A 19,585-nucleotide genomic window follows, 5' to 3' on the forward strand; every position below is an offset into this window, starting at 1 on the left:
CTGTGGAGTAGACAAACCTCTCAAGAGTCATCTTGAGACTACGATGAATCAGGAAGTTAACACCAAAATTTCTAATGTCCAGCTAAGTCTAGACTTTGGTAATTTTGGGTAGGTTTAACAGAGCGGTATCTGGCGAATTTACTGAAAGCAGCCGAGGTGCAATGTCTGAATTCATGCCTAGGGTTCTTGTCTCCCATCCCCAATCCCAAATCCCTCGTCGGCTTTAACAATCGCCCATAAGTTGAATTTTTGTTAAAAAAATGTTACAATTTGTAAATAGCATCTAAGATTACAATAGATAAATAACCCAATTTTGATCCATGCTTAATCCCGACTTGCCGGAAGCCGAATTGCTAAAATCCTTACTGCAACCGCTGTTAGAGGATTTTAAATACTGGTTTGCTCGCTCGGCAACTCTTTTAGAAACTGAGGAAATCGCCTTTTTGAGCACTGAAGCACAATCGGACTTGTTAGGGAGAGTTGAACAAGCTCAGCAAGAAGTAAATGCTGCGATCGCTTTATTTCAAGCAACCGGAGGTCAAGTTGGGATTGAAACCGCCGCCCTGATGCCGTGGCACAGGCTTCTGGCAGAATGCTGGCAAGTATCGTCGCGATTTCGCTCATCCGAGTCGGCCAAGCTTGGCAGATAAGGTGATTTCCAATTAAACGCGCTGTCAAATCCCCAACCAAGGAAATATGGGCAGCAGACTTGACAACCTCAACAAGATTTCCAGTTAATAATTTATTAATTGCTGAAACACATTTGTAAATTGCTGTGTGGCTGTTTAGCCCGGAGGAAAAAATCATGTTACATCTGCTTTATATCCTAGCTTTTACCGTTCTTGCTTTTCTGGCCGTCGGTAACTTAATCCGCAGTTTAGTCACGGTGGGGATGGAGTCCCAGCGCCCTCAACAATTTAGACATCCTCATCGTTACGCATCCTCTTCTCGCTCTCAAAGTGTGCCGCATCCCGAACTTTTAGATGAATACGGAAACATTGTGAACGAGCCCCTGTTAGTGATGCGTTCGCTTAGTGTACAAGATGCCCGCGAACAATTGGATGCTCTCTACAAATCATCTCCCGGCGGCAGCGACGAAGGTGGCGAGCTCGTATGATTCGGTGAAAGGCACAGCATTTATACTTACGCGATCGGGGTCAGAAAAAAATAATTAACCGTTAGTTTGTAAGTAATGGCTAATTAGTGGTGTTTTTTGAGAGATACTAAAAAGGGATCGATCTAAAGTGTCGATCGCTCCCGTTTTGTCATCGGCAAAAATGCTCGCTTAAGGCTAGATGATCGTCCCTATTTCATTACTCGCAGAACTTCTGCAAGCTTTGCCCCAGCTACGGGCCCAAATTTATTTCAAATCTTCCATGACAGCGCTGTCTCACGCGATGGAAGACTTGGTTTTGGCAGGTTCTGATGAACCGTTAGTCATTGCTAGCTTTCAGCGAGAGCGATTTTATCGCCAGGAAGCTCACCGCTATCGGCGCATTTCCGATCGCTCATCTCAGGTATACGTGCTAGCAGCACCGGAAACGGACTTTAAAAACTCCTCGGAATTTTACGAAACTGTGGCTTTCGATCCACGGGATGGATTAAGTCAAGAGTGGCATTTAGTGGTCATCGGAGAAAACTACTCAACTTGTCTGATTTGTAAAGAAAAATTTATCCCTCTGGAAAATCAGGATGAGGGGGAACTACTATTGATGGATCAAGCTCGTAGATTTGAGGGAATTTGGACTTTCGATCGCGATGTAAGTTGCAAAGCAGCCCAATTGCTGCTCGATCGCATTGTCAAATATCGCCCAGAATTAGCCGAAAAGATCGAACGAGCACAAACCACTTATAATCTGGTCAAAAAACCGAAAAAATCCCGGAAAGCCGAGACTACCAAAGCTGCCAAACCAGACAAAACTTTAGGGAAAACTGCCAAAATTCCCAATCCTAAACTCAGCGATGCTTTTACCGAACGCTTGGTGACTTACTTGCAAGCTGGTCAACATAAACTGCTAAAAGCCTACGGTGCGATCGCGGCCCAAGAACGCAAAGAACGCTTGGTGAATACGATCACAACAGCCATGCGGCAATCGCTAAATCCTCAAGAAATAGTGGAAGTAGCAGTGCAAGAACTCGGTACAGCTTTGTCAGCCAACCGCTGTTTGATTTATCGCTGCAAAGCGACAGATATTGCTACTAAAATCGAGCGCGAATTTTTGCGCCCCAGCACTAATTCCCTGCTAAATCAGACTTGGCCCTTGCAGGAAAATCCGATATTTCGTGATGCGGTGGCAAACCAAGAGCGAGTTTATATTCAAGATACTGCACAACATCCACTGATTGTCAATACTAAATCCCTACAAAGGACTGTCCAACAGTGGGAAATTGTCTCGTGGTTAATGGTGCCTGTGCTTTATCATGGGCGGATTTTGGGGATGGTGGAAATGCACCAGTGTCGATCGACTTTGGCTTGGGAAGAAGATGAACTGGCTCTAGTAGAGGCGATCGCGACTCAACTCGGTTCGGCCTTAATTCAAGCAGAAACCTACGCTAATTTAGAAGAACTCAATCAACAATTAGAAGCCTTAGACCGCACTCGCAGCAATCTCATTGCCATCACCGGACACGAACTCCGCACTCCCCTTTCTACAATTCAAGTATGTCTAGAAAGTTTGAATTCCGAACCAGATATGCCAGCAGAATTGCGGAAAATCATGTTAGAAACAGCCCTAGGCGATGCCGATAGAATGCGGAAACTCGTCCAGGATTTCCTCACTCTTTCCCACTTAGAAAGCGGTCGAGTGGAATGGAATGTGGAATCACTAACCTTGCAAGAATGCGTAGATTTAGCCCTCAGCAGCGTTAGAGCTCGTTCCTTTGATAGAAAATTGCCGGAAATTATCACTGATGTATCCGCAGAATTGCCTTTAGTGCAAGCTGATGGCGAGTGGTTGGTAGAAGTGCTTTCCAAACTGTTAGATAACGCTTGCAAATTCACCACACCCCAGGGAAGCGTGACGGTTCGAGCTCATTGTAACGGTTATCGGATGGTGGAAGTGCTAGTAGCCGATACCGGGAGAGGAATAGAGGCGAATAGTTTAAAAGTAGTGTTCGATCGATTTTATCAAGAAGAAGGAGCTTTGCGCCGCAGTGCCGGCGGTACAGGTTTAGGATTAGCAATTTGCAAACAGATTGTGGCTGGCTGGGGAGGTAAAATTTGGGTAGATTCCCCAGGAAAAGATAAAGGGAGTGAATTTCATTTCACTATTCCCACCGTATAAAATACCGAGATACCGAACTTTTTGAATAATTTGGTTGTCCTACAAATAACCACTAACTACATCGGAATACTAATTACAAATTCCGTTCCTTTCCCCACCGATGAAAAACATTCCAAACTCCCTCCATGTTTTTCGGTTACTATCTGATAACAAATAGACAAGCCCAATCCCGTTCCTTCCCCTTCTACTTTAGTGGTAAAAAATGGAGTAAACAATTTTTCGAGCACGCTTTCCGGCATTCCCAAGCCGTTATCAGCGATCCGAATCACCAAGGTGTCCATTGTTTGTCCTGGTTTTTCGGAAACTCCGGAAGTAGAAATGGTAATTTTATTGGGATTTTTATCTATTTGTGCATAGGTTTTGCCCACATTAAATTCATCCAAAGCATCAATTGCATTAGCAATCAAGTTCATAAATACTTGATTCATTTGTCCTGGATAGCATTGTAATTTTGGTAACTCACCATAATATTTAATGATTTTAATTGCTGGTCGAGTTTGCTTGGCTTTCAGTCGGTGAGACAAAATCATCAAAGTAGTTTCAATTCCTTCATGAATATCAACGGCTCTTTTTTCAGCGGTGTCGGTGCGGGAGTAGTTGCGGAGGGATTGCATGATATCGCGAATGCGATCGATTCCCAATTTCATGGATGCCGTGGTTTTGGGCAAATCTTCTAATAGATATTCTAGTTCGATAGACTCAATTTCATCTTCAATTTCTTGTCCAGGTTCGGGAAATTTTTGTTGATAAAGATTGAGCAAATTAATCAAATCATCAATATATTCTTGAACGTGGTGCAAATTTCCAGAAATGAAACCAACGGGATTATTGACTTCGTGAGCAACTCCAGCCACCAGTTGTCCAAGTTGAGATATTTTTTCAGTTTGAACTAATTGTGCTTGAGTTTGTTGCAGTTGAATCACTGCGGCTTTTAACTCACGAGATTTTTCTTGTTCGCCAGCATAGAGACGGGCATTTTCAATGGCAATTGCCGCCTGGGATGTCAATATTTGTAACATTTTCAATCGCTCCTTTGTAAACGCACCCACCACCAGATTGTTTTCTAAATAAACTACACCAATGGACTTACCCTGATAGAGAATAGGGGCGCACAAAAGCGATTTTGGTCTAGTTTTTTGAATATATAAATCCGCTTGATAAATGGTTTCTTTGGCTGCATTGGTCAAAAGTATTGCTTTCTGAGTCATCACCACATATTGAATGACAGAAATTGGCAGTTCTGAACTGTTTTTTAATAAAGTTGGCTCGTGGAAGATGCGAGAATTTTGCTTGTGAGTATCCAAGACTTCTATGGAAAGTTCCCCATCTTTTTCGAGAATAATAGCTCCTTTTTCAGCTCCCGCATTTTCTAAAATAATATGCAGCAGTTTTGTTAATAATTTTCCTAAGACTATTTCACTAGAAATAGTCTGGGATGCTTTCATTACTGTTCCTACATCTAAAATGTTACCATCGGTAGAGGTACTGGCAGTGGTAGTAACTGTTATGTGATTATCGGATATTTTTTGAAACCAATCAGGATGGGAGTTTTCTAATTGATTAACTTTGGCAGTAGCACCCCATTGCAGATAGCAAAAACGGGCATCATTAAGATAAAATTTGGCGACATTGTACCGATTTTGTGCTAAATAAAAGCGGGTGGCTAGTTCGTTGGCTAGGGCTGCATTTTGGATAAATCCATTTTCCAGCGCTGAGGCGATGGATTGGTCGTAATATTCTGCGGCTGCATAATTATTTCCTGAGAGTCGCTCTATTTCTGCGTAAATTAATAAATATTTGTGTTGATAGTTGGCTGGGCAATGTTGTGCCAAATCTCGAAATTCTTCGAGGCTGATGTTGAGTTGTTCTCGGTATAGTTGACGATCGCGATCGCTGGCATTTGTGGCACCTGAAGCCAGAGCGATCGCGTAATGAAAACGAAAAACAGGATTGACAAAATGACCGGCACCACCTTTCAAAAATTCCGCCCCATCCAGGGCATATTCTAAGGCTAGATGGACGTCACCAAACCAGTTAGCAATAGTCAGTTTGTAAAGATAGATTACAAAAATCGTAGTCAGATCGGCAGAGGATTCAGCAAATTTTAACAGCGCTTCATCATCAATAAAAGTTTGAGGTATCTGGGCGGCTTCTAAGGTGCAGGTAAGTTGGGCGATCGCATTTTTGTTCAACAAGTGATAGGCTAACATATTGCGATCGATTTTTGACAACACAGGGATAAAATTATCTGTAATTTCTGTGGTTTTTTGTAGAGATTCATTGCCAAAAAAACAACTCCATACATAATTAATGGAAGCATAACCAGACCACTGGTAAGCACCTGTTTCTATACCATTATTAAACGCTTTCAGCATCAACAACTTGCCCTCATCTATATATTCAATGTAATGCAAGGTTAAAGCCCCCCACATATGGAAAATACAAGCTCCTAACTCTTTAATATTCCAAGCTTCGTAGAGATTGAGCGAGAGTTTTGCCGCTGCACACCCAGCCTCAATTTCACGATATTTAGTGATTAAAGTAAAGGCATACAAAGTGTAACCAAAGGCGGAAATTCGGCAATTACCATGCTCAATACTCCCTTGCACTAACTTGAGCGCGCAGAGAAATTGAGCGTTGGGATTGGTAAAATAGGCGATGGGGAACAGTTCTTTCAAAATCCGGTGGGCTGCGAGTTTTAGCGGATCGGTGAGTAGGGGTAAATCTGCCAAATCGGCGATCGCCCGATCGCCAATCATCGCCTTCGTTTTGGCTAATTCACTAGCTAAAAAATCCTCATCTGGGTAAGCTTCAAATTCGACACCCAAAGATTGTAATGTTTCCACACCTAACTTGTAAGCAGCCGACAAATCATTTTTCATCCGCAAACAAGTCATTTTTAATTCATCGATCAAGCAATGTGATAATAAACTTTTAGTCCTCGGAATAACTTCATCAAAAATAACTAAAGCTTCATCATTATTCCCATTCAAATATTCTGCTTCACCCCGTGCTATATTTAATTCTAAAGTCAAGGCATAATTATCTTGCCAGCTTGAGGCTGGTAAAGTGTTGCATCCAGTTTCAAAAAAAGTCTTTGCCGCTTCAAAAGCTGAAGCAGATTTAGCCATGTTTCCTGCTTGTAAATTTAGTTGTGCTAATTGATAAAATTCTTCATCGCTAGAAATCAACCCGCGAGCCAAGTTGAAATGATTGACAATATCAAAGATTTTTTCTTGGCGTTCGGCTTCATTAGTGTTCTGCAACAACAAACGTCCTAACTTCAAATGAACTGGTTGTTTCTGCGCATCAGGAATCATCACATAGGCTGCTTGTTGCACTCGATCGTGCAAGAACTTATAGCGCACCTTTCCGGCTGTTTTGTCCAATTTTTCCAACTCCTGCCCATCCAATACTTGCGCGACTCGATAGTTATTATCTACAGGTAAAATCAAACCTACTTGCAGTGCTTCCCACAACTCTCGCACTGTTTCAGTTAAAGATTTTTCGCTGGCTATCGACAAGAACTCTAAAGTGAATTCATTGTCTATGCAAGCAGCTAATTGTAAAATCTTTTGAGTAGCAACTGACAATTTTTGAATTTTTTCAACCATCAAATCAACCACATTTTCCGAGATTTTCTGCTGCTGAATTTGTTGAATATTCCACTGCCATTCCTCCTGGGTTGGATTAAATTTTAGGAAGCCATCTTGATGTAATGACTTCAGCAGTTGTTTGACAAAAAAGGGATTTCCTCCGGTTTTTTCTAACAATAAATTGCTCAGAATTTCAGCTTTTTTTAAAGTACAATTCAGGCTTTGAGATACTAATTGGTTTATCTGATAAATTGTCAAGGGTTTTAATTGAATTTCTGTAATCGAAATTCCTGTAGCCCGAAGGGCATCATTTGCTAGCATCAAGGGATGGGTGGGACTGACTTCACGATCTCGATAGGCATTAATCACTAGCAAGTAAGGGTTTCGGGCGATGCAATTTTCTTGATACATCTTGACTGTTGCAGCATCTATCCACTGACAATCATCGAGAAATAAGATTAAAGGATGTTCCGCAGTTGCTATGGCGTGGATAAACTGCTGCATGACTCGATTGAATCGATTTTGAGATTCAATCACACCAAGTTCGGGTACGGGAGGTTGCGGGCCTAAAATTAACTCTAATTCGGGGATAGCATCGATCGCAACTTGAGCATTGACACCCAAAGTGTTCAGTAGTGTTTTTCGCCATTGGGCTAACTGAGTTTGGCTTTCCATTAAAATTTGATTGACCAAACTCCTCATGGCTTGATTGAAAGAGGTGTAGGGAATATTGCGCTTAAATTGGTCGAATTTACCAGAGATAAAATAGCCGTGATTGCGAGTTGAATCCCGCATAATTTCCTGGACTAATACTGATTTCCCAATGCCTGAATATCCCGATACCATCACAATTTCACTACCACCTTTGCTCACTCGATCGAATATTTGCAACAGTTGTTCGACTTGTTTTTCTCGTCCGTATAGTTTTTGAGGTATGGATAACTGGCTTCTAACATCAAATTGGCCGGGGATCAAGTCTGAAACTCTACCATGACTTTTAATTTGATTTTGGCACAGTTCTAAATCTGCTAACAATCCTGTGGCGCTTTGATAGCGATCTTCAGCATTTTTTGCCATGAGTTTGGCGACAATTTGTGCTATAAATGGGGGGATATTTGGCTTTAATTCTTGAATGGGTGTCGGTTGTTTGGCAATGTGACAGTGTACCATTTCTAAGGGTTCGCTGCTCTGAAATGGTAATTGTTTTGTCAACAGTTCGTAAAAGGTGACACCTAGGGAATAAAAATCGCTGCGGTAGTCTAGCTCTCGATTCATCCGCCCAGTTTGTTCTGGGGACATATAGGCAAGAGTGCCTTCTAGGCGATCGGGATTTTTTAAGTTGGGATATTCTTTGTTTAACCGAGAAGCAATGCTGAAATCAGTAAGTTTTACTTGTTCTGTTTCAGGATTAATGATAATATTAGCAGGTTTAATATCTTTATGAATAATTTTATTTGTATGAATGCAAATTAAAGCTTTTGACAAGGACACCGCAATGTTTAGAAACTGGGCGATCGATAATTCGCAATCTTGCCATGGTATGTTTTCTATTGTTTGAGCTTGGGGATTGGAGCGATAACCTAGGCTTGTCATCCATTTTCTCAGCGATCGCCCTCCCATATCTTCTAAAATTAATAATAAGCAATTTTGAAAATTGTCAATACCATAGACTTTGATGATGTGTTCAGAGTCTAGATGTTGAGTAATTTGATACTCGTGCTTGAGTCTAGCGAGCTGGTCTAGGGTGGGACAGTCGGTGTTTAAAACTTTAAGAATCACAAACTGTCCATCGGCTTTCGATACCGCGCGATAGATAACTGTGTGAGCTCCTTGGTGGATGATTTCTTGGAGCTCATAACCAGAAAATCCTGAAGCTGGGAACATGGTTTGTCCTTTCAATTGGGTAGATTGGTTTGTTATTATAGAATGCCAGATATGCCGCCAAGTTCAACTATGGGCACTCGGCTGGTGTGAACATAAGTTGGCCAAAGGTATCTTAGTTCCTCGAAACCCAAAAAAATACTTACGTAGAAACTGGGTATTTTGGCTAGCTACCAGACCAAGCAACCAAGAATCGCAGAATCTGAACATTCTTTACATTGGTTTCCTCGTAGCTTGTCATCAAGGAAACACCTGTTTTTGCCTTTCGGCGCTGGCTGGCCCCTTACTTACGCGATCGCCATAAATTTTAAGTGGGAAATATACATAGTTCCCAAGATAATAGGTCTAGAAATTATAACTCAAAACTTTCTTCACAGCAACAACCAATCGAGGGGAAAAATTTGAGCCTTGGAAAATTTGAAAAATGCCCAAAGTAGCCCCAGGAATAAATGAGGCGTTAGTACCCACAGGAGTTAGGTGCTTTTTGGCTAGGGCTGGTTTTACAAAATCTCCCCAACTGACCCTAGCAATAGCTGTTTTTAAATTCTTATTTAATGATGATTTTATACTGTCAAATTTATTTTTTCCGCAGCGGTGGCAATTGCCAAATCTCCAATCTTAATTGGATATTTTGAATTATCATAAAATATCCCTCGTCAAAAAACTGTTAACTTTCCTTACAATTTCGAGAGAAGGGTAACACCCAGGTGATAGGATGCCCTAAAAATCCTTTGGATATATCTATGGCAGAAGAACTCACTGGACAACCCCCTATCTTCGGCGGCAGCACCGGCGGCTTGCTGACTAAGGCGCTAGTTGAAGAGAAGTACGCGATCACTTGGACTAGCCCCAAGGAACAGGTGTTTGAAATGCCGACAGGCGGCGCTGCAATCATGCGTCAAGGCGACAACCTGCTGTATCTGCCCCGGAAGGAGCAGTGCATTGCTTTAGGCGGCCAACAACTGCGGGCAAAATTCAAAATCTCCAACTACAAGATTTACCGTGTATTTCCCGACGGTTCTAATGAGTACCTGCATCCCAAGGATGGCGTGTTCCCTGAAAAGGTGAACGAAGGTCGTCCATACAACGGTAAGGTTGACCGCAATATTGGCAGCAATCCTAACCCGATTAAGGTGAAGTTCACGGGTAAAAAGACCTACGAAGTTTAGGTTTTGAGGGAATCGCTGAGCTCGAACGGGTAGTATTTCCAGAAAAGCTCAGCTTGTATTTTCTGGTTTGTAGTAGCACTTGGGCGCGACAGGCTGTTTCTATCTCGCCTAAGCGCAACTACAAACTCCTTGTGCGATCGCAAATTAAATTAATAATTATCCAAAATGACGGTAGAAATCAGGCGAGCAACTCATCAGGATATTGATGCTTGCGCTCGGATTAATTATGAAGCTTTTAAAGGTATTTCCGATCGCCATAAATTCCCAACAGATTTTCCCACACTGGATTTTGCCACCGAAATCACCGATATTTTAATCCACAGCCCATCGTATTTTGACATTGTAGCTGAAAACTCCGGTGAGGTTGTCGGCTGCGGTTTCATGGACGAACGCAACCCGATTCGTGGCATTGGACCAGTTAGTGTCGATCGCACTTTTCAAGGAAAAGGAACAGGAAGGCAAATCATGAAAGCCTTGCTGGAACAGGGAAAAGAGGCTCCTGGTATTCGTTTGGTTCAAGAATCTTTTAACTTGGCATCCTTGTCACTCTACATTTCTCTGGGTTTTGAGGTGAAAGAACCTTTGGTATTGATGGAGGGGATGTTTAGCAGTCTGCCCCAGTATGACTTTGAGGTACGGCCGCTCAGCAGTGAGGATATAGATGAATGTCAGGCTTTGTGTAATAGAGTGTCTGGGTGCGAGCGCACTTGCGAGATTGAATACGCCCTGAATCACCTTTCTCCCTTAGTTACCACCAAACAAGGCCGGATTGTGGCCTATACTTGTGCGGTATCTACTTTCGGTCACAGCGTCGCCGAAACAGCAGCCGATATGCAGGCTTTGCTGTTAGGGGCGGCAGCCTATAGTCCCGGAGAAGTGCTTTGTTTTCACTTGCCGGTGCGCTATGCAGGTTTGTTTCGCTGGTGTTTGCAAGAGGGGCTGCGCGCCCTCAAGCCGCTGGCGGTGATGGCAGTTGGTGAGTACCAGCAACCTGTGGGATGTGTCCTTCCGTCCTATCTTTATTGATTATTTAATTAAAGTTTAGTATAGCAACCGCCAAGACGGTTAAGAATTTCTAAATCGCTGATAATATTGCTATTATTGCATTTTATTTCATCCTTCTTTGTACCCGATCGCCGAGTCGAAGGGCCATCTTCCATCTTCCATCTTCCTTCTTCCATCTTCCTTCTCCCTATGATATTCCCCGAATTCTCACAATTCTCCGAACTGGCAAAACAAGGCAATTTTGTCCCTGTTTATCAAGAATGGGTGGCTGATTTAGATACGCCAGTTTCTGCGTGGTATCGGGTATGTGCCGGTCAACCTTACAGTTTTTTGCTAGAGTCCGTCGAAGGTGGGGAAAAAATTGGGCGTTATAGTTTTTTAGGGTGCGATCCCTTGTGGATTTTGGAGGCAAAGGGCTCGCAAACAACTCAAGTTTACCGCGATGGTTCCCAAAAAGTATTTAGCGGCGATCCGTTTGTGGCTTTAACTGAATGTTTGCAGTCTTATCAACCGGTGAAATTGCCACAGTTACCAGCGGGAATTGGGGGGTTGTTTGGGTTTTGGGGTTATGAATTAATTAAGTGGATTGAACCGCGCGTTCCTGTGTATCCGGCTGGAGAGAAAGATTTGCCCGATGGGTTGTGGATGCAGGTGGATAATTTGTTGATTTTCGATCAGGTGAAACGGAAGATTTGGGCCGTAGCCTATGCGGATTTGCGTGATGTTGGCGTTGATTTGGCTGAGGCTTATGGGCAAGCGTGCGATCGCGTTTCTCAGTTAGTTGATAAACTCAAATCCCCGCTTTCCCAGCAATCTACTCTCATAGAATGGACTCCTCCCAATAACGGGCAAGATGCCAGTTCCCCCACCGGAAATACAGAAACAGAATTGAGTTATACCAGCAATACTACTCCCGAAAAGTATTGTGCCAATGTCTTAAAAGCTAAGGATTATATTAAAGCCGGAGATATTTTTCAGGTAGTGATTTCCCAGCGACTGGAATCTGAATACAGTGGCGATCCTTTTGCACTTTACCGCTCTTTGCGTTTGATTAATCCTTCTCCCTACATGGCTTATTTCAATTTCAAAGATTGGCAGATTATCGGTTCCAGTCCAGAGATTATGGTGAAGGCAGAAAACACGCCAGATGGCAAGAGAATCGCAACTTTGCGCCCGATCGCCGGTACTCGTCGCCGGGGTAAAACTGCTCAAGAAGATGATGCTTTGGCTGCTGAATTATTGCAAGATCCGAAAGAAATTGCGGAACACGTCATGTTAGTTGATTTGGGCAGAAATGACTTGGGCAGAGTTTGCCGCAGCGGTACGGTAAAAGTTGATGAATTAATGGGAATTGAGCGTTATTCTCATGTGATGCACATAGTGAGTAATGTCATCGGAGAATTGGCTGAGGATAAGACTGCTTGGGATTTGTTGAAGGCTGGTTTTCCGGCGGGTACGGTTAGTGGTGCTCCCAAGATTCGGGCGATGGAGATTGTACATGAATTGGAAGGTTGCCGCCGGGGACCCTATTCTGGGGTTTATGGGTATTATGATTTTGAGGGACAGTTGAATAGTGCGATCGCGATTCGGACTATGGTTGTGCGCTCTTTAGGTGCTGATCAACATTCGGTTTCTGTGCAAGCAGGTGCTGGTTTGGTGGCGGATTCTAACCCAGAAATGGAATATGAGGAAACCCTGAATAAAGCTAGGGGGATGTTGCAAGCAATTCGTTGTTTGAAATAGAGCATTGGATATTGGCGAGGCGGAGCCTCTGGATCTGCGTTACCAGGCAAAGCCTGGTAACGAGAAAATACTTAAGAATTAAAGCATAAAGCCCAGAGACATAATTATGAATTTTTACATAGTTGACGTATTTGCCGAGTCAAAATATGCTGGCAACCAGCTAGCAGTCTTTTGCGGTGCGGGAGTTGCACAGCTATCGGAGAGCGAAATGCTGATGATAGCCAGGGAAATTAATTATTCAGAAACTACGTTTGTGCGATCGCCCCAACAACAAAACGGGGGCTACGATGTGCGGATATTCACCCCAAAAAAAGAATTGCCCTTTGCCGGTCATCCCACTTTAGGAACAGCATTCGTTTTGCAGCAACAGATTATCAATCAACCTGTAGAACAAGTTATTTTAAATCTAGCAGTCGGTCAAATTCCCGTTACTTTCAGCTATCACAATGCAGTCCCAGATATTTTATGGATGCGACAAAAAGCGCCTACCTTTGGTCAAGTTTTATCAGCCGCCATACTCGCAAGGGTGCTGAATTTAGAAGTCGATGAAATAGATGAAAAATTCCCAATTCAAGAAGTTTCCACGGGAGTACCATTTATAATAGTACCGCTCAAAAACCTAGCCTCGCTCAAGAAAGCCAAAGTCAACTTAGAGCAATATTCTGAGCTGATTGAGACCACAGAAGCCACAGAAATTTTAATATTTTGTCCAGAGACTTACAATGATATTAATGACTTGAGCGTCCGAGTTTTTGCGCCTTATTTAGGAATTCCCGAAGATCCGGCGACGGGGAGTGCCAATGGCTGTTTAGCTGGATATTTGGTCGAATATGCTTATTATAGGGCAGAAAAGATTAATGTGAGAGTCGAGCAAGGTTATGAGATCGATCGACCTTCGCTGCTGTTGTTGCAATCAGCGAAAAATGCCGGAAAAATAGAAGTGTTGGTAGGTGGAAAAGTGGTGATGGTTGCTAAAGGAGAATTTGTGTAGAATCCGCAACTTAAATAATCGTAAATACCTGTAGGGGCGGGTTTTACCAACCAGAATGGTCAAAAACCAACAATCTTGTAAACCCGCCCCGGCCACAAATTCTGTGCATAACTTCTGTTAATATGAGCTAGCTCATATTCATTGATGCGCGTTAGTGGGATAATGAAAGTGTCATCTTTACCAGATACTTTCCGATGCTAGAAACATTTTCTCGGTGTTTAAATTTATCCCCAGAAGCTTCAGAAGCCCTGCTTTCACTTCCATTAACCACTTTGCTAGATTCACCGGAGCTCAGTCAACTGTTGGGAAGTCTCGATACTAATTTACTCAAAGAAAGCTTACCTACTGCTGGGGCAGTTTTAGCCCAACATCTCCCACCTTTTTACGACTGGTTACAAACTGAACTAAGCATTAAAAAAGTCCCTGACAGTCCAGATCATACTACTAAATGGGTAGTCGGTTTTTTGAGAAATCAAGAAAGTTTAACTCGTTTAGTTGAGTTGCACAAATCGATTCCTAGACCGGCATTAGAACGATCGATCCCTCGTTTAGTTGGTATATTTAAGGATGTGACACCCCTTGAACTTAAGCAAGAATGGGAAAAAGCAGTTGCAGCACTCTGTTTGGTACTCGCCGTAGCAGCCCGCGAAAATCAGCCATCGGCGGTATGAAGCGATTTGGCGCGAGTTTAGGTAAAGCGGTTTTTTCGGAAAATTTGTAATTGAGTGCGATCGATCTGAACTACCACTGGTTTTCGTCGGTGTAGGACGATCGCATTATGTCTATTTAGCAAAATTAACTGAGCCAATAATACCATCAATACTCGCCGTTTCCGAAACTTGCCATTAAAAGTGGCCTTGCGGACGATCGCCTCTTCTATCTTATACCACCAGTTTTCGCCCTTCTGGGAAACTATCAAAATTGTTCCCGGTATATAATCGCCTCCATTTGCCCAAAAAGCATACCTTTCGCCTAAAGTAAAGTAATGAAAAACTTTCGTAGCTGTAGAAGTTTTAACTAACTTTTCCGAAACCCCCAAAGCATTAAAAGTGACAGTAGATCGAATATAATCGGGGTATTTTACTACTATTTGTTGAGCCACTTTCCCGCCCAAACTTTCTCCAATAACATCCGCAGAATTTCCCCTGGTAAACTGCTGCTTAATCCAATCAATAGCACCCGCGATTTCCGCGCCTTTTAACTGTCGTTCGAGTTTTGATATAAACACATCTGGCGTATCTTCCAAAACGCGCTCGAAAGGATACCATGAACCATAACCCCGAATCACCAAAACCGATGGATTATTAATAGAAACAGGAACTCTAGCTTCCGCATAAAAACCTGTCTCAGGATGTTCAAACACTTTTTCTACTAGATAATCATGTATAATTTCTCCCACGTCGTGTCGCACATAAATTGAAGGATTACTGGGTTTGAAAGTATCATGCAGTTGAGGTTTGGCAAACTTTTCATAGATGGCATCTAGCAAGTGTCTTCCAGTCTTAGAATCTACAAAATCCAATTTTGTTTTTTTCATTATGTGGTATGGCGGATTTTAGCAACAATATTTGATGACTAAAAATAATACACATAAATCCGCCCCAGCAAATTAATTTTTACAAAACTTGCAGGGTAGGGCGGGTTGGAGAGATTTTCTGATCAAATCCGGTAGCATCGGCATTATTCAGATTTCAATAAAAATTTTTACCCTAGGTCAAATCCTGTTAATGATTAGATTTATTGGTTTGGGTTTGCATTGATTTCTGGTGTTTGGTTGTGTTATACCAATTTTTTAGGAGGCTGCATTGAATTCGATCGCCTCTACAGAGGATACCCACGCACCATCCACCGCCCCTACCAGAGCACGGCGCTTTCATTCCGTGTAGGGGCTGTACCCCCTGGCTGTCCCACTCCCTGAAACTTAGCCTGAAACTTATAAATTGAAACTATGACTCAACCTCCTTCTATCCCAACAACTTCTGAAGAAACCGCCTCCGAAATCCCGCCAACCTCTGCTGGTGCTCCACCTGCGCCGAGTTATGTCAAGCTGGCGATGCGGAATATGGTGCGGAAGCGGGCGACTTCTCTGTTTCATTTTGCGTTGACTGCTGCTGGGCTTTTGGGCGTACTGGTGGCTTTGGCTTGTGTCGATCGATATTTCAATTCTTAAATCCGGTTTTCAGTAGTGTGTTGCTAATTTCCCGACGCCAAAACTCGGTTGATTTGGGTGATTGCCTGATTGTAGCTGGAGGGCGATCCCCAGAAACCGGGTTTTTTAGCTTCTCTTTTGATTTTTCACGATAGGGCAGTTAAGCTGATTGCAGTTTGGGAATCTTGCAATCTTCGACAAATTATTGTATGGTTCCTGCTAAAAGCCAAAAGTTTCTGAACTCGATCGCACAATCTGAGATTTTACTAAAAATTACCGATAAAAATGCTTGACAGGAAACGCCAAAAATGATTATAGAGGTGAATGTGGAAGACTGTTATGGGCTAGCCCAACAGTCTGCTGATAATTCCCAGGAACCTCAGAGTGCAGCTAGCGGGGAGATTGCCGCCGAAACTTGGGAAACTTGGTTTGGTGTTTGGCTGGAAAATCAGCATGAGGATGTGCCTGCTGCCACGGGCTATGAAGTTAGTCTGCGTCTGACAGGGGATGAGGAAATGCAATCGCTGAATTCTCAGTACCGCCACCAGGATCGATCGACTGATGTACTAGCTTTTGCGGCTTTAGAAGTAGACTGTCCTGGGTCAGATGAAATGTCATCTGAACCTCTATACTTGGGTGATATCGTAATTTCCATCGATACTGCCAACCGACAGGCCCAGCAGCAAGGACATCCGCTGAAGACTGAACTAGCTTGGCTTGCAGCCCACGGTTTTCTACATCTTTTGGGATGGGATCACCCTGATGAAGAAAGTTTAATCCAAATGCTCGATCGACAGGAAACTTTGCTACAAGCAATCGATATTGTGATCCAGACACCATTATAGGAATTTGAAATTGGATAGACTAGGCTGGTGATGAGTTGACCAATCAGAGAAACTCAAGCATAACTTTCGGAAATTACATCAATTTTAGAGTAAAGACCTAGGAAAGTTATGGAGACTGTTATCAAGTCAATCTTTCATCTTTCAAACGTACTCGTCTTTATCATATAAAGTTGGTTGTTTATGACACTAGAGCAACAGTCAAAAGTATCAAATATTGCACAGCTTCTAACCATGCCTCCAGACTCTTCCAATCAGACAGTCAATGGGTCAAAAAAAGCATTAAAATACAATCGAGAACTGTCCTGGAAAATAGCATCTAGCTTAGCGATTAGTTTTAGATATGCTTGGGCTGGCTTGAGTTACGCTTTTGAAACTCAGCGTAATTTTCGCATCCACACGGTAATTGGCACTCTGGCGATCGGACTTGGGGTATTCTTACACCTGAAGCCTGTGGAAATATCCGTGATCGGCATTACGATTGGTATAGTCTTGGCAATGGAATTGTTGAATACGGCGATCGAATCCCTGGTAGACTTGACTGTAGGACAATCTTACCACGAACTGGCGAAAATTGCCAAGGACTGCGCTGCTGGGGCGGTACTGGTATCGGCAATGGCGGCGGCGATCGTCGCGGTGGCACTTTTGCTACCTCCTTTTTGGACAGTGATTCAATTAGCCATCGCCAATTAGACCTCAAATTAAAGTTAAGCCGTGATTATAGTCATCGATAACTACGACAGTTTTACATACAACTTGGTACAGTATCTAGGAGAACTAGGTGCTGAATTGCCAGTAGCAAAAGAGGTACAAGTCTACCGCAACGACCAAATTTCTCTAGCAGAAATTCGCAGATTGCAACCGGCAGCAGTTGTGATTTCTCCAGGCCCAGGGCGGCCGGAAGATGCGGGAATTTCTCTAGAATTAATCAAAGAATTGGGGCCGACTATGCCAATTTTGGGCGTGTGTCTGGGACACCAAAGTATCGGTCAAGTATTCGGTGGGAAAATAGTTTCTGCACCGATATTAATGCACGGCAAAACTTCTCAGGTGGAACATCGGGGATTGGGGGTGTTTCGCGGGGTGGAATCGCCACTGACTGCAACTCGTTATCACAGTTTGGTTATAGAAAAACAGAGTTGTCCAGAGGTTTTGGAAATTACAGCTTGGGTAGAAGATGGAACTATTATGGGTGTCCGACATCGGGAATATCCGCATATTGAAGGGGTACAGTTTCACCCGGAAAGCATTTTAACAACTTCGGGAAAACAATTATTACGCAATTTCTTGGAACGACTTTAGTTTAATTAGACATCTCCCCAAAAAATATTCAAGAACGGCTGCATCTCATTGTGGCAAATATATTCCAAGGGGCTATAGCATGACCGCAGTAAATCTCTGGCGATTGCTAATAAATTGTCTGACGGAATGCTTCGCCCTTACCAAATTGAGATGCACCCTTCAAGAACAGGCAGGCGGTGTCCTGCCCTTCGACTCCGCTCAGGAACCGCGAAGTCGCAGGGATGCCTGTGCTACAACAATTATGGGAAATGTCTATTTTGAATTTTGAGTGATGTTGGGTTCCCCCGAAACAAATTGAGCGATAAAATCCTAATTTGTGGTATAACCACAAATGACCAACACCCGATCGCAGCACCAAAAGATGAAACGGCGACAATTAATGCGTTACGCACAGACAAGTTTGCTGGCAGCTTTAGCAACTGGTTTGCCATCTGGATGGGAAAGCTATATGGCTCAAACTGCTGATTCTTTGTCGGTTCAGTGGTTGGGCCACACTTGCTTTTTGTTTACAGGAGGCGGTGCAAGGGTGCTGGTGAATCCTTTTCGTCCCCTGGGCTGTACGGCGGGCTATAGATCTCCTAAAGTCCCTACAGATTTGATTCTGATTAGCAGTCGGTTGCTCGATGAAGGGGCGATAGACGGATTTTCTGGCAATCCGGGCCTTTTGTACGAACCGGGGTCTTATCAGTCAAATGGGCTGCGACTGCAAGGCATTCGCATGGAAAAAGACCGCGAGGGAGGACGGCGATTTGGGGTGAATGTGGCTTGGCTGTGGGAGCAAGCTGGTGTTAAAATTCTACATCTCGGTGGAGTTGCAGCTCCGATCGGCATTGAAGAACAAATCTTGATCGGGCGTCCAGATGTAGTGCTGATTCCCGTCGGTGGTGGCCCGAAAGCCTATACTCCTGCCGAAGCAAAGCAAACTTTGCAACTTCTCAAACCAAAGATGGTGATTCCCACACACTTCAAAACCCAAGCTGCTGATGCTGCTGCGTGCGATTTGGCCACACTAGATGAATTCTTGGCGCTGATGGATGGCACGCCGGTCAGTCGATTGAATAATGATACCATTTCCATTCGATCGAATTCTTTGCCACCGAGCGGTTCGGTGATTGAGGTTTTGAGTTACAAATTTAGCGCTTGAGCCGCTTTTTTGCGAATGTTGCGTTATATTAAGGAAGTTTTGGTGCGATCGACAATCTAAGTAGATTCTACCTCTAGTTCAGCCTTTCCAACCATTGCCTATTGTGCACAACAGGCTAACAAAAGAATTCAAGTCCATTGTTTTATTGTCATAAGGAAATGCAAGCGCAATGAAAAATCAAAATTTACCTAACTTGATGAAAAAACTGACAGGTTTTGCAGGAGTAATCGGCGCTAGCGCCCTCATTGGTTTCCCAGCTTGGGCGCACATCAACGCCAAAACTAATGTTGCTAGTGCAACTTCAACTCAACAAGTGGCTGGAAACGTCAAAACCGCTGCTTCCCCAGCGCCAGGGGTTGGGAACTGTCAGATAAAATCTACCCATATATAGACAAACTTACCGGAATGTACACATAATAGAGTGTATACAGTTAGGTATCCTCTATTATGGAATCCAATGAAGTGACTATTTCAATCGG

General features: G+C 43.2%; 18 protein-coding genes. 15 read left to right on the forward strand and 3 right to left on the reverse strand.

The annotated features are described in order from the left end of the window. The first annotated feature begins 320 nt into the window (after positions 1-320). The 3 genes from ACBR23_RS26030 (at position 321) to ACBR23_RS26040 (ending at position 3,284) form a co-directional block, all read left to right on the forward strand. The gene (locus ACBR23_RS26030) at positions 321-650 is read left to right on the forward strand and encodes a DUF2605 domain-containing protein (RefSeq protein WP_371120692.1); all 330 of its coding nucleotides are present in this window, start codon (positions 321-323) and stop codon (positions 648-650) included. 155 nt (positions 651-805) lie between these two features. Further along, the gene (locus ACBR23_RS26035; RefSeq protein ID WP_340518289.1) at positions 806-1,117 is read left to right on the forward strand and encodes a DUF2973 domain-containing protein; all 312 of its coding nucleotides are present in this window, start codon (positions 806-808) and stop codon (positions 1,115-1,117) included. 178 nt (positions 1,118-1,295) lie between these two features. Next, positions 1,296-3,284: a DICT sensory domain-containing protein gene (locus ACBR23_RS26040; protein ID WP_371120691.1), complete on the forward strand. Its 1,989-nt coding sequence runs from the start codon at positions 1,296-1,298 to the stop codon at positions 3,282-3,284. Positions 3,285-3,340: 56 nt separating this feature from the next. Here the strand turns inward: ACBR23_RS26040 and ACBR23_RS26045 are convergent, their stop codons facing one another. Continuing rightward, positions 3,341-8,764, reverse strand: coding sequence for an AAA family ATPase (locus tag ACBR23_RS26045; RefSeq protein WP_371120690.1), 5,424 nt, complete (start codon positions 8,762-8,764; stop codon positions 3,341-3,343). A gap of 421 nt (positions 8,765-9,185) precedes the next feature. Between ACBR23_RS26045 and ACBR23_RS26050 the strand changes: the two genes are divergently transcribed. The 3 genes from ACBR23_RS26050 to ACBR23_RS26060 all read left to right on the forward strand — a co-directional run bounded on the left by ACBR23_RS26050 (position 9,186) and on the right by ACBR23_RS26060 (position 10,956). Next, the gene (locus ACBR23_RS26050) at positions 9,186-9,383 is read left to right on the forward strand and encodes a hypothetical protein (RefSeq protein WP_371116511.1); all 198 of its coding nucleotides are present in this window, start codon (positions 9,186-9,188) and stop codon (positions 9,381-9,383) included. Between the two features lie 121 nt (positions 9,384-9,504). Next, positions 9,505-9,930 (forward strand): photosystem I reaction center subunit II PsaD, encoded by a 426-nt coding sequence (locus ACBR23_RS26055; RefSeq protein WP_340518282.1) that lies wholly within the window; start codon positions 9,505-9,507, stop codon positions 9,928-9,930. A gap of 165 nt (positions 9,931-10,095) precedes the next feature. Further along, on the forward strand, positions 10,096-10,956 hold the full coding sequence (locus ACBR23_RS26060; RefSeq protein WP_341735194.1) for a GNAT family N-acetyltransferase: 861 nt from the start codon (positions 10,096-10,098) through the stop codon (positions 10,954-10,956). A gap of 8 nt (positions 10,957-10,964) precedes the next feature. On the opposite strand, the gene ACBR23_RS26065 is transcribed toward ACBR23_RS26060, so the two are convergent. Beyond that, positions 10,965-11,111 (reverse strand): hypothetical protein, encoded by a 147-nt coding sequence (locus tag ACBR23_RS26065; RefSeq protein WP_371116512.1) that lies wholly within the window; start codon positions 11,109-11,111, stop codon positions 10,965-10,967. Positions 11,112-11,124: 13 nt separating this feature from the next. Here ACBR23_RS26065 and trpE point away from each other — a divergent pair, with 13 nt between their 5' ends. The 3 genes from trpE to ACBR23_RS26080 all read left to right on the forward strand — a co-directional run bounded on the left by trpE (position 11,125) and on the right by ACBR23_RS26080 (position 14,340). Further along, positions 11,125-12,678, forward strand: a complete 1,554-nt coding sequence (gene trpE / locus ACBR23_RS26070) for an anthranilate synthase component I (protein WP_371116513.1) — start codon at positions 11,125-11,127, stop codon at positions 12,676-12,678. A 106-nt stretch (positions 12,679-12,784) separates the two neighbouring features. Beyond that, positions 12,785-13,669, forward strand: a complete 885-nt coding sequence (locus ACBR23_RS26075) for a PhzF family phenazine biosynthesis protein (protein WP_371116514.1) — start codon at positions 12,785-12,787, stop codon at positions 13,667-13,669. 194 nt (positions 13,670-13,863) lie between these two features. Further along, a complete protein-coding gene (locus ACBR23_RS26080) occupies positions 13,864-14,340 on the forward strand; it encodes a hypothetical protein (RefSeq protein ID WP_341735190.1) in 477 nt (158 codons plus the stop codon). Positions 14,341-14,357: 17 nt separating this feature from the next. Here ACBR23_RS26080 and ACBR23_RS26085 read toward each other — a convergent pair whose 3' ends face one another. Then, entirely contained in the window at positions 14,358-15,206 is an 849-nt protein-coding gene (locus ACBR23_RS26085) for a hypothetical protein (RefSeq protein ID WP_371116515.1), read from the reverse strand. 411 nt (positions 15,207-15,617) lie between these two features. On the opposite strand from ACBR23_RS26085, the gene ACBR23_RS26090 reads away from it, so the two are divergent. The 6 genes from ACBR23_RS26090 (at position 15,618) to ACBR23_RS26115 (ending at position 19,497) form a co-directional block, all read left to right on the forward strand. Next, positions 15,618-15,839, forward strand: coding sequence for a DUF3285 domain-containing protein (locus tag ACBR23_RS26090; protein ID WP_341735188.1), 222 nt, complete (start codon positions 15,618-15,620; stop codon positions 15,837-15,839). Positions 15,840-16,126: 287 nt separating this feature from the next. Then, positions 16,127-16,663 carry an rRNA maturation RNase YbeY gene (gene ybeY, locus ACBR23_RS26095; protein ID WP_371116516.1) on the forward strand — a complete coding sequence of 179 codons (537 nt, stop codon included), beginning with the start codon at positions 16,127-16,129 and terminating at the stop codon, positions 16,661-16,663. Between the two features lie 180 nt (positions 16,664-16,843). Then, positions 16,844-17,353 (forward strand): diacylglycerol kinase family protein, encoded by a 510-nt coding sequence (locus tag ACBR23_RS26100; protein ID WP_371116517.1) that lies wholly within the window; start codon positions 16,844-16,846, stop codon positions 17,351-17,353. Positions 17,354-17,374: 21 nt separating this feature from the next. After that, positions 17,375-17,962, forward strand: a complete 588-nt coding sequence (locus ACBR23_RS26105) for an aminodeoxychorismate/anthranilate synthase component II (RefSeq protein ID WP_340518307.1) — start codon at positions 17,375-17,377, stop codon at positions 17,960-17,962. Between the two features lie 361 nt (positions 17,963-18,323). Next, positions 18,324-19,106, forward strand: a complete 783-nt coding sequence (locus ACBR23_RS26110) for an MBL fold metallo-hydrolase (RefSeq protein WP_371116542.1) — start codon at positions 18,324-18,326, stop codon at positions 19,104-19,106. Between the two features lie 169 nt (positions 19,107-19,275). Further along, the gene (locus ACBR23_RS26115) at positions 19,276-19,497 is read left to right on the forward strand and encodes a hypothetical protein (protein ID WP_371120689.1); all 222 of its coding nucleotides are present in this window, start codon (positions 19,276-19,278) and stop codon (positions 19,495-19,497) included. Positions 19,498-19,585: the final 88 nt, after the last annotated feature.

Source organism: Microcoleus sp. (genome assembly GCF_041354475.1).
Lineage (GTDB): Bacteria > Cyanobacteriota > Cyanobacteriia > Cyanobacteriales > Microcoleaceae > Microcoleus.

Excerpts from the sequence above, each read along its gene's own strand:
- ACBR23_RS26085 (WP_371116515.1), bottom strand. The coding sequence starts at position 15,206 with ATGAAAAAAACAAAATTGGATTTTGTAGATTCTAAGACTGGAAGACAC.
- ACBR23_RS26110 (WP_371116542.1), top strand. The coding sequence starts at position 18,324 with ATGAAACGGCGACAATTAATGCGTTACGCACAGACAAGTTTGCTGGCA.
- ACBR23_RS26045 (WP_371120690.1), bottom strand. The coding sequence starts at position 8,764 with ATGTTCCCAGCTTCAGGATTTTCTGGTTATGAGCTCCAAGAAATCATC.
- ACBR23_RS26080 (WP_341735190.1), top strand. The coding sequence starts at position 13,864 with ATGCTAGAAACATTTTCTCGGTGTTTAAATTTATCCCCAGAAGCTTCA.
- ACBR23_RS26055 (WP_340518282.1), top strand. The coding sequence starts at position 9,505 with ATGGCAGAAGAACTCACTGGACAACCCCCTATCTTCGGCGGCAGCACC.
- ACBR23_RS26075 (WP_371116514.1), top strand. The coding sequence starts at position 12,785 with ATGAATTTTTACATAGTTGACGTATTTGCCGAGTCAAAATATGCTGGC.
- ACBR23_RS26040 (WP_371120691.1), top strand. The coding sequence starts at position 1,296 with ATGATCGTCCCTATTTCATTACTCGCAGAACTTCTGCAAGCTTTGCCC.
- ACBR23_RS26065 (WP_371116512.1), bottom strand. The coding sequence starts at position 11,111 with ATGGAAGAAGGAAGATGGAAGATGGAAGATGGCCCTTCGACTCGGCGA.
- trpE (WP_371116513.1), top strand. The coding sequence starts at position 11,125 with ATGATATTCCCCGAATTCTCACAATTCTCCGAACTGGCAAAACAAGGC.
- ACBR23_RS26115 (WP_371120689.1), top strand. The coding sequence starts at position 19,276 with ATGAAAAATCAAAATTTACCTAACTTGATGAAAAAACTGACAGGTTTT.
- ybeY (WP_371116516.1), top strand. The coding sequence starts at position 16,127 with ATGATTATAGAGGTGAATGTGGAAGACTGTTATGGGCTAGCCCAACAG.
- ACBR23_RS26030 (WP_371120692.1), top strand. The coding sequence starts at position 321 with ATGCTTAATCCCGACTTGCCGGAAGCCGAATTGCTAAAATCCTTACTG.
- ACBR23_RS26100 (WP_371116517.1), top strand. The coding sequence starts at position 16,844 with ATGACACTAGAGCAACAGTCAAAAGTATCAAATATTGCACAGCTTCTA.
- ACBR23_RS26060 (WP_341735194.1), top strand. The coding sequence starts at position 10,096 with ATGACGGTAGAAATCAGGCGAGCAACTCATCAGGATATTGATGCTTGC.
- ACBR23_RS26050 (WP_371116511.1), top strand. The coding sequence starts at position 9,186 with ATGCCCAAAGTAGCCCCAGGAATAAATGAGGCGTTAGTACCCACAGGA.
- ACBR23_RS26090 (WP_341735188.1), top strand. The coding sequence starts at position 15,618 with ATGACTCAACCTCCTTCTATCCCAACAACTTCTGAAGAAACCGCCTCC.
- ACBR23_RS26035 (WP_340518289.1), top strand. The coding sequence starts at position 806 with ATGTTACATCTGCTTTATATCCTAGCTTTTACCGTTCTTGCTTTTCTG.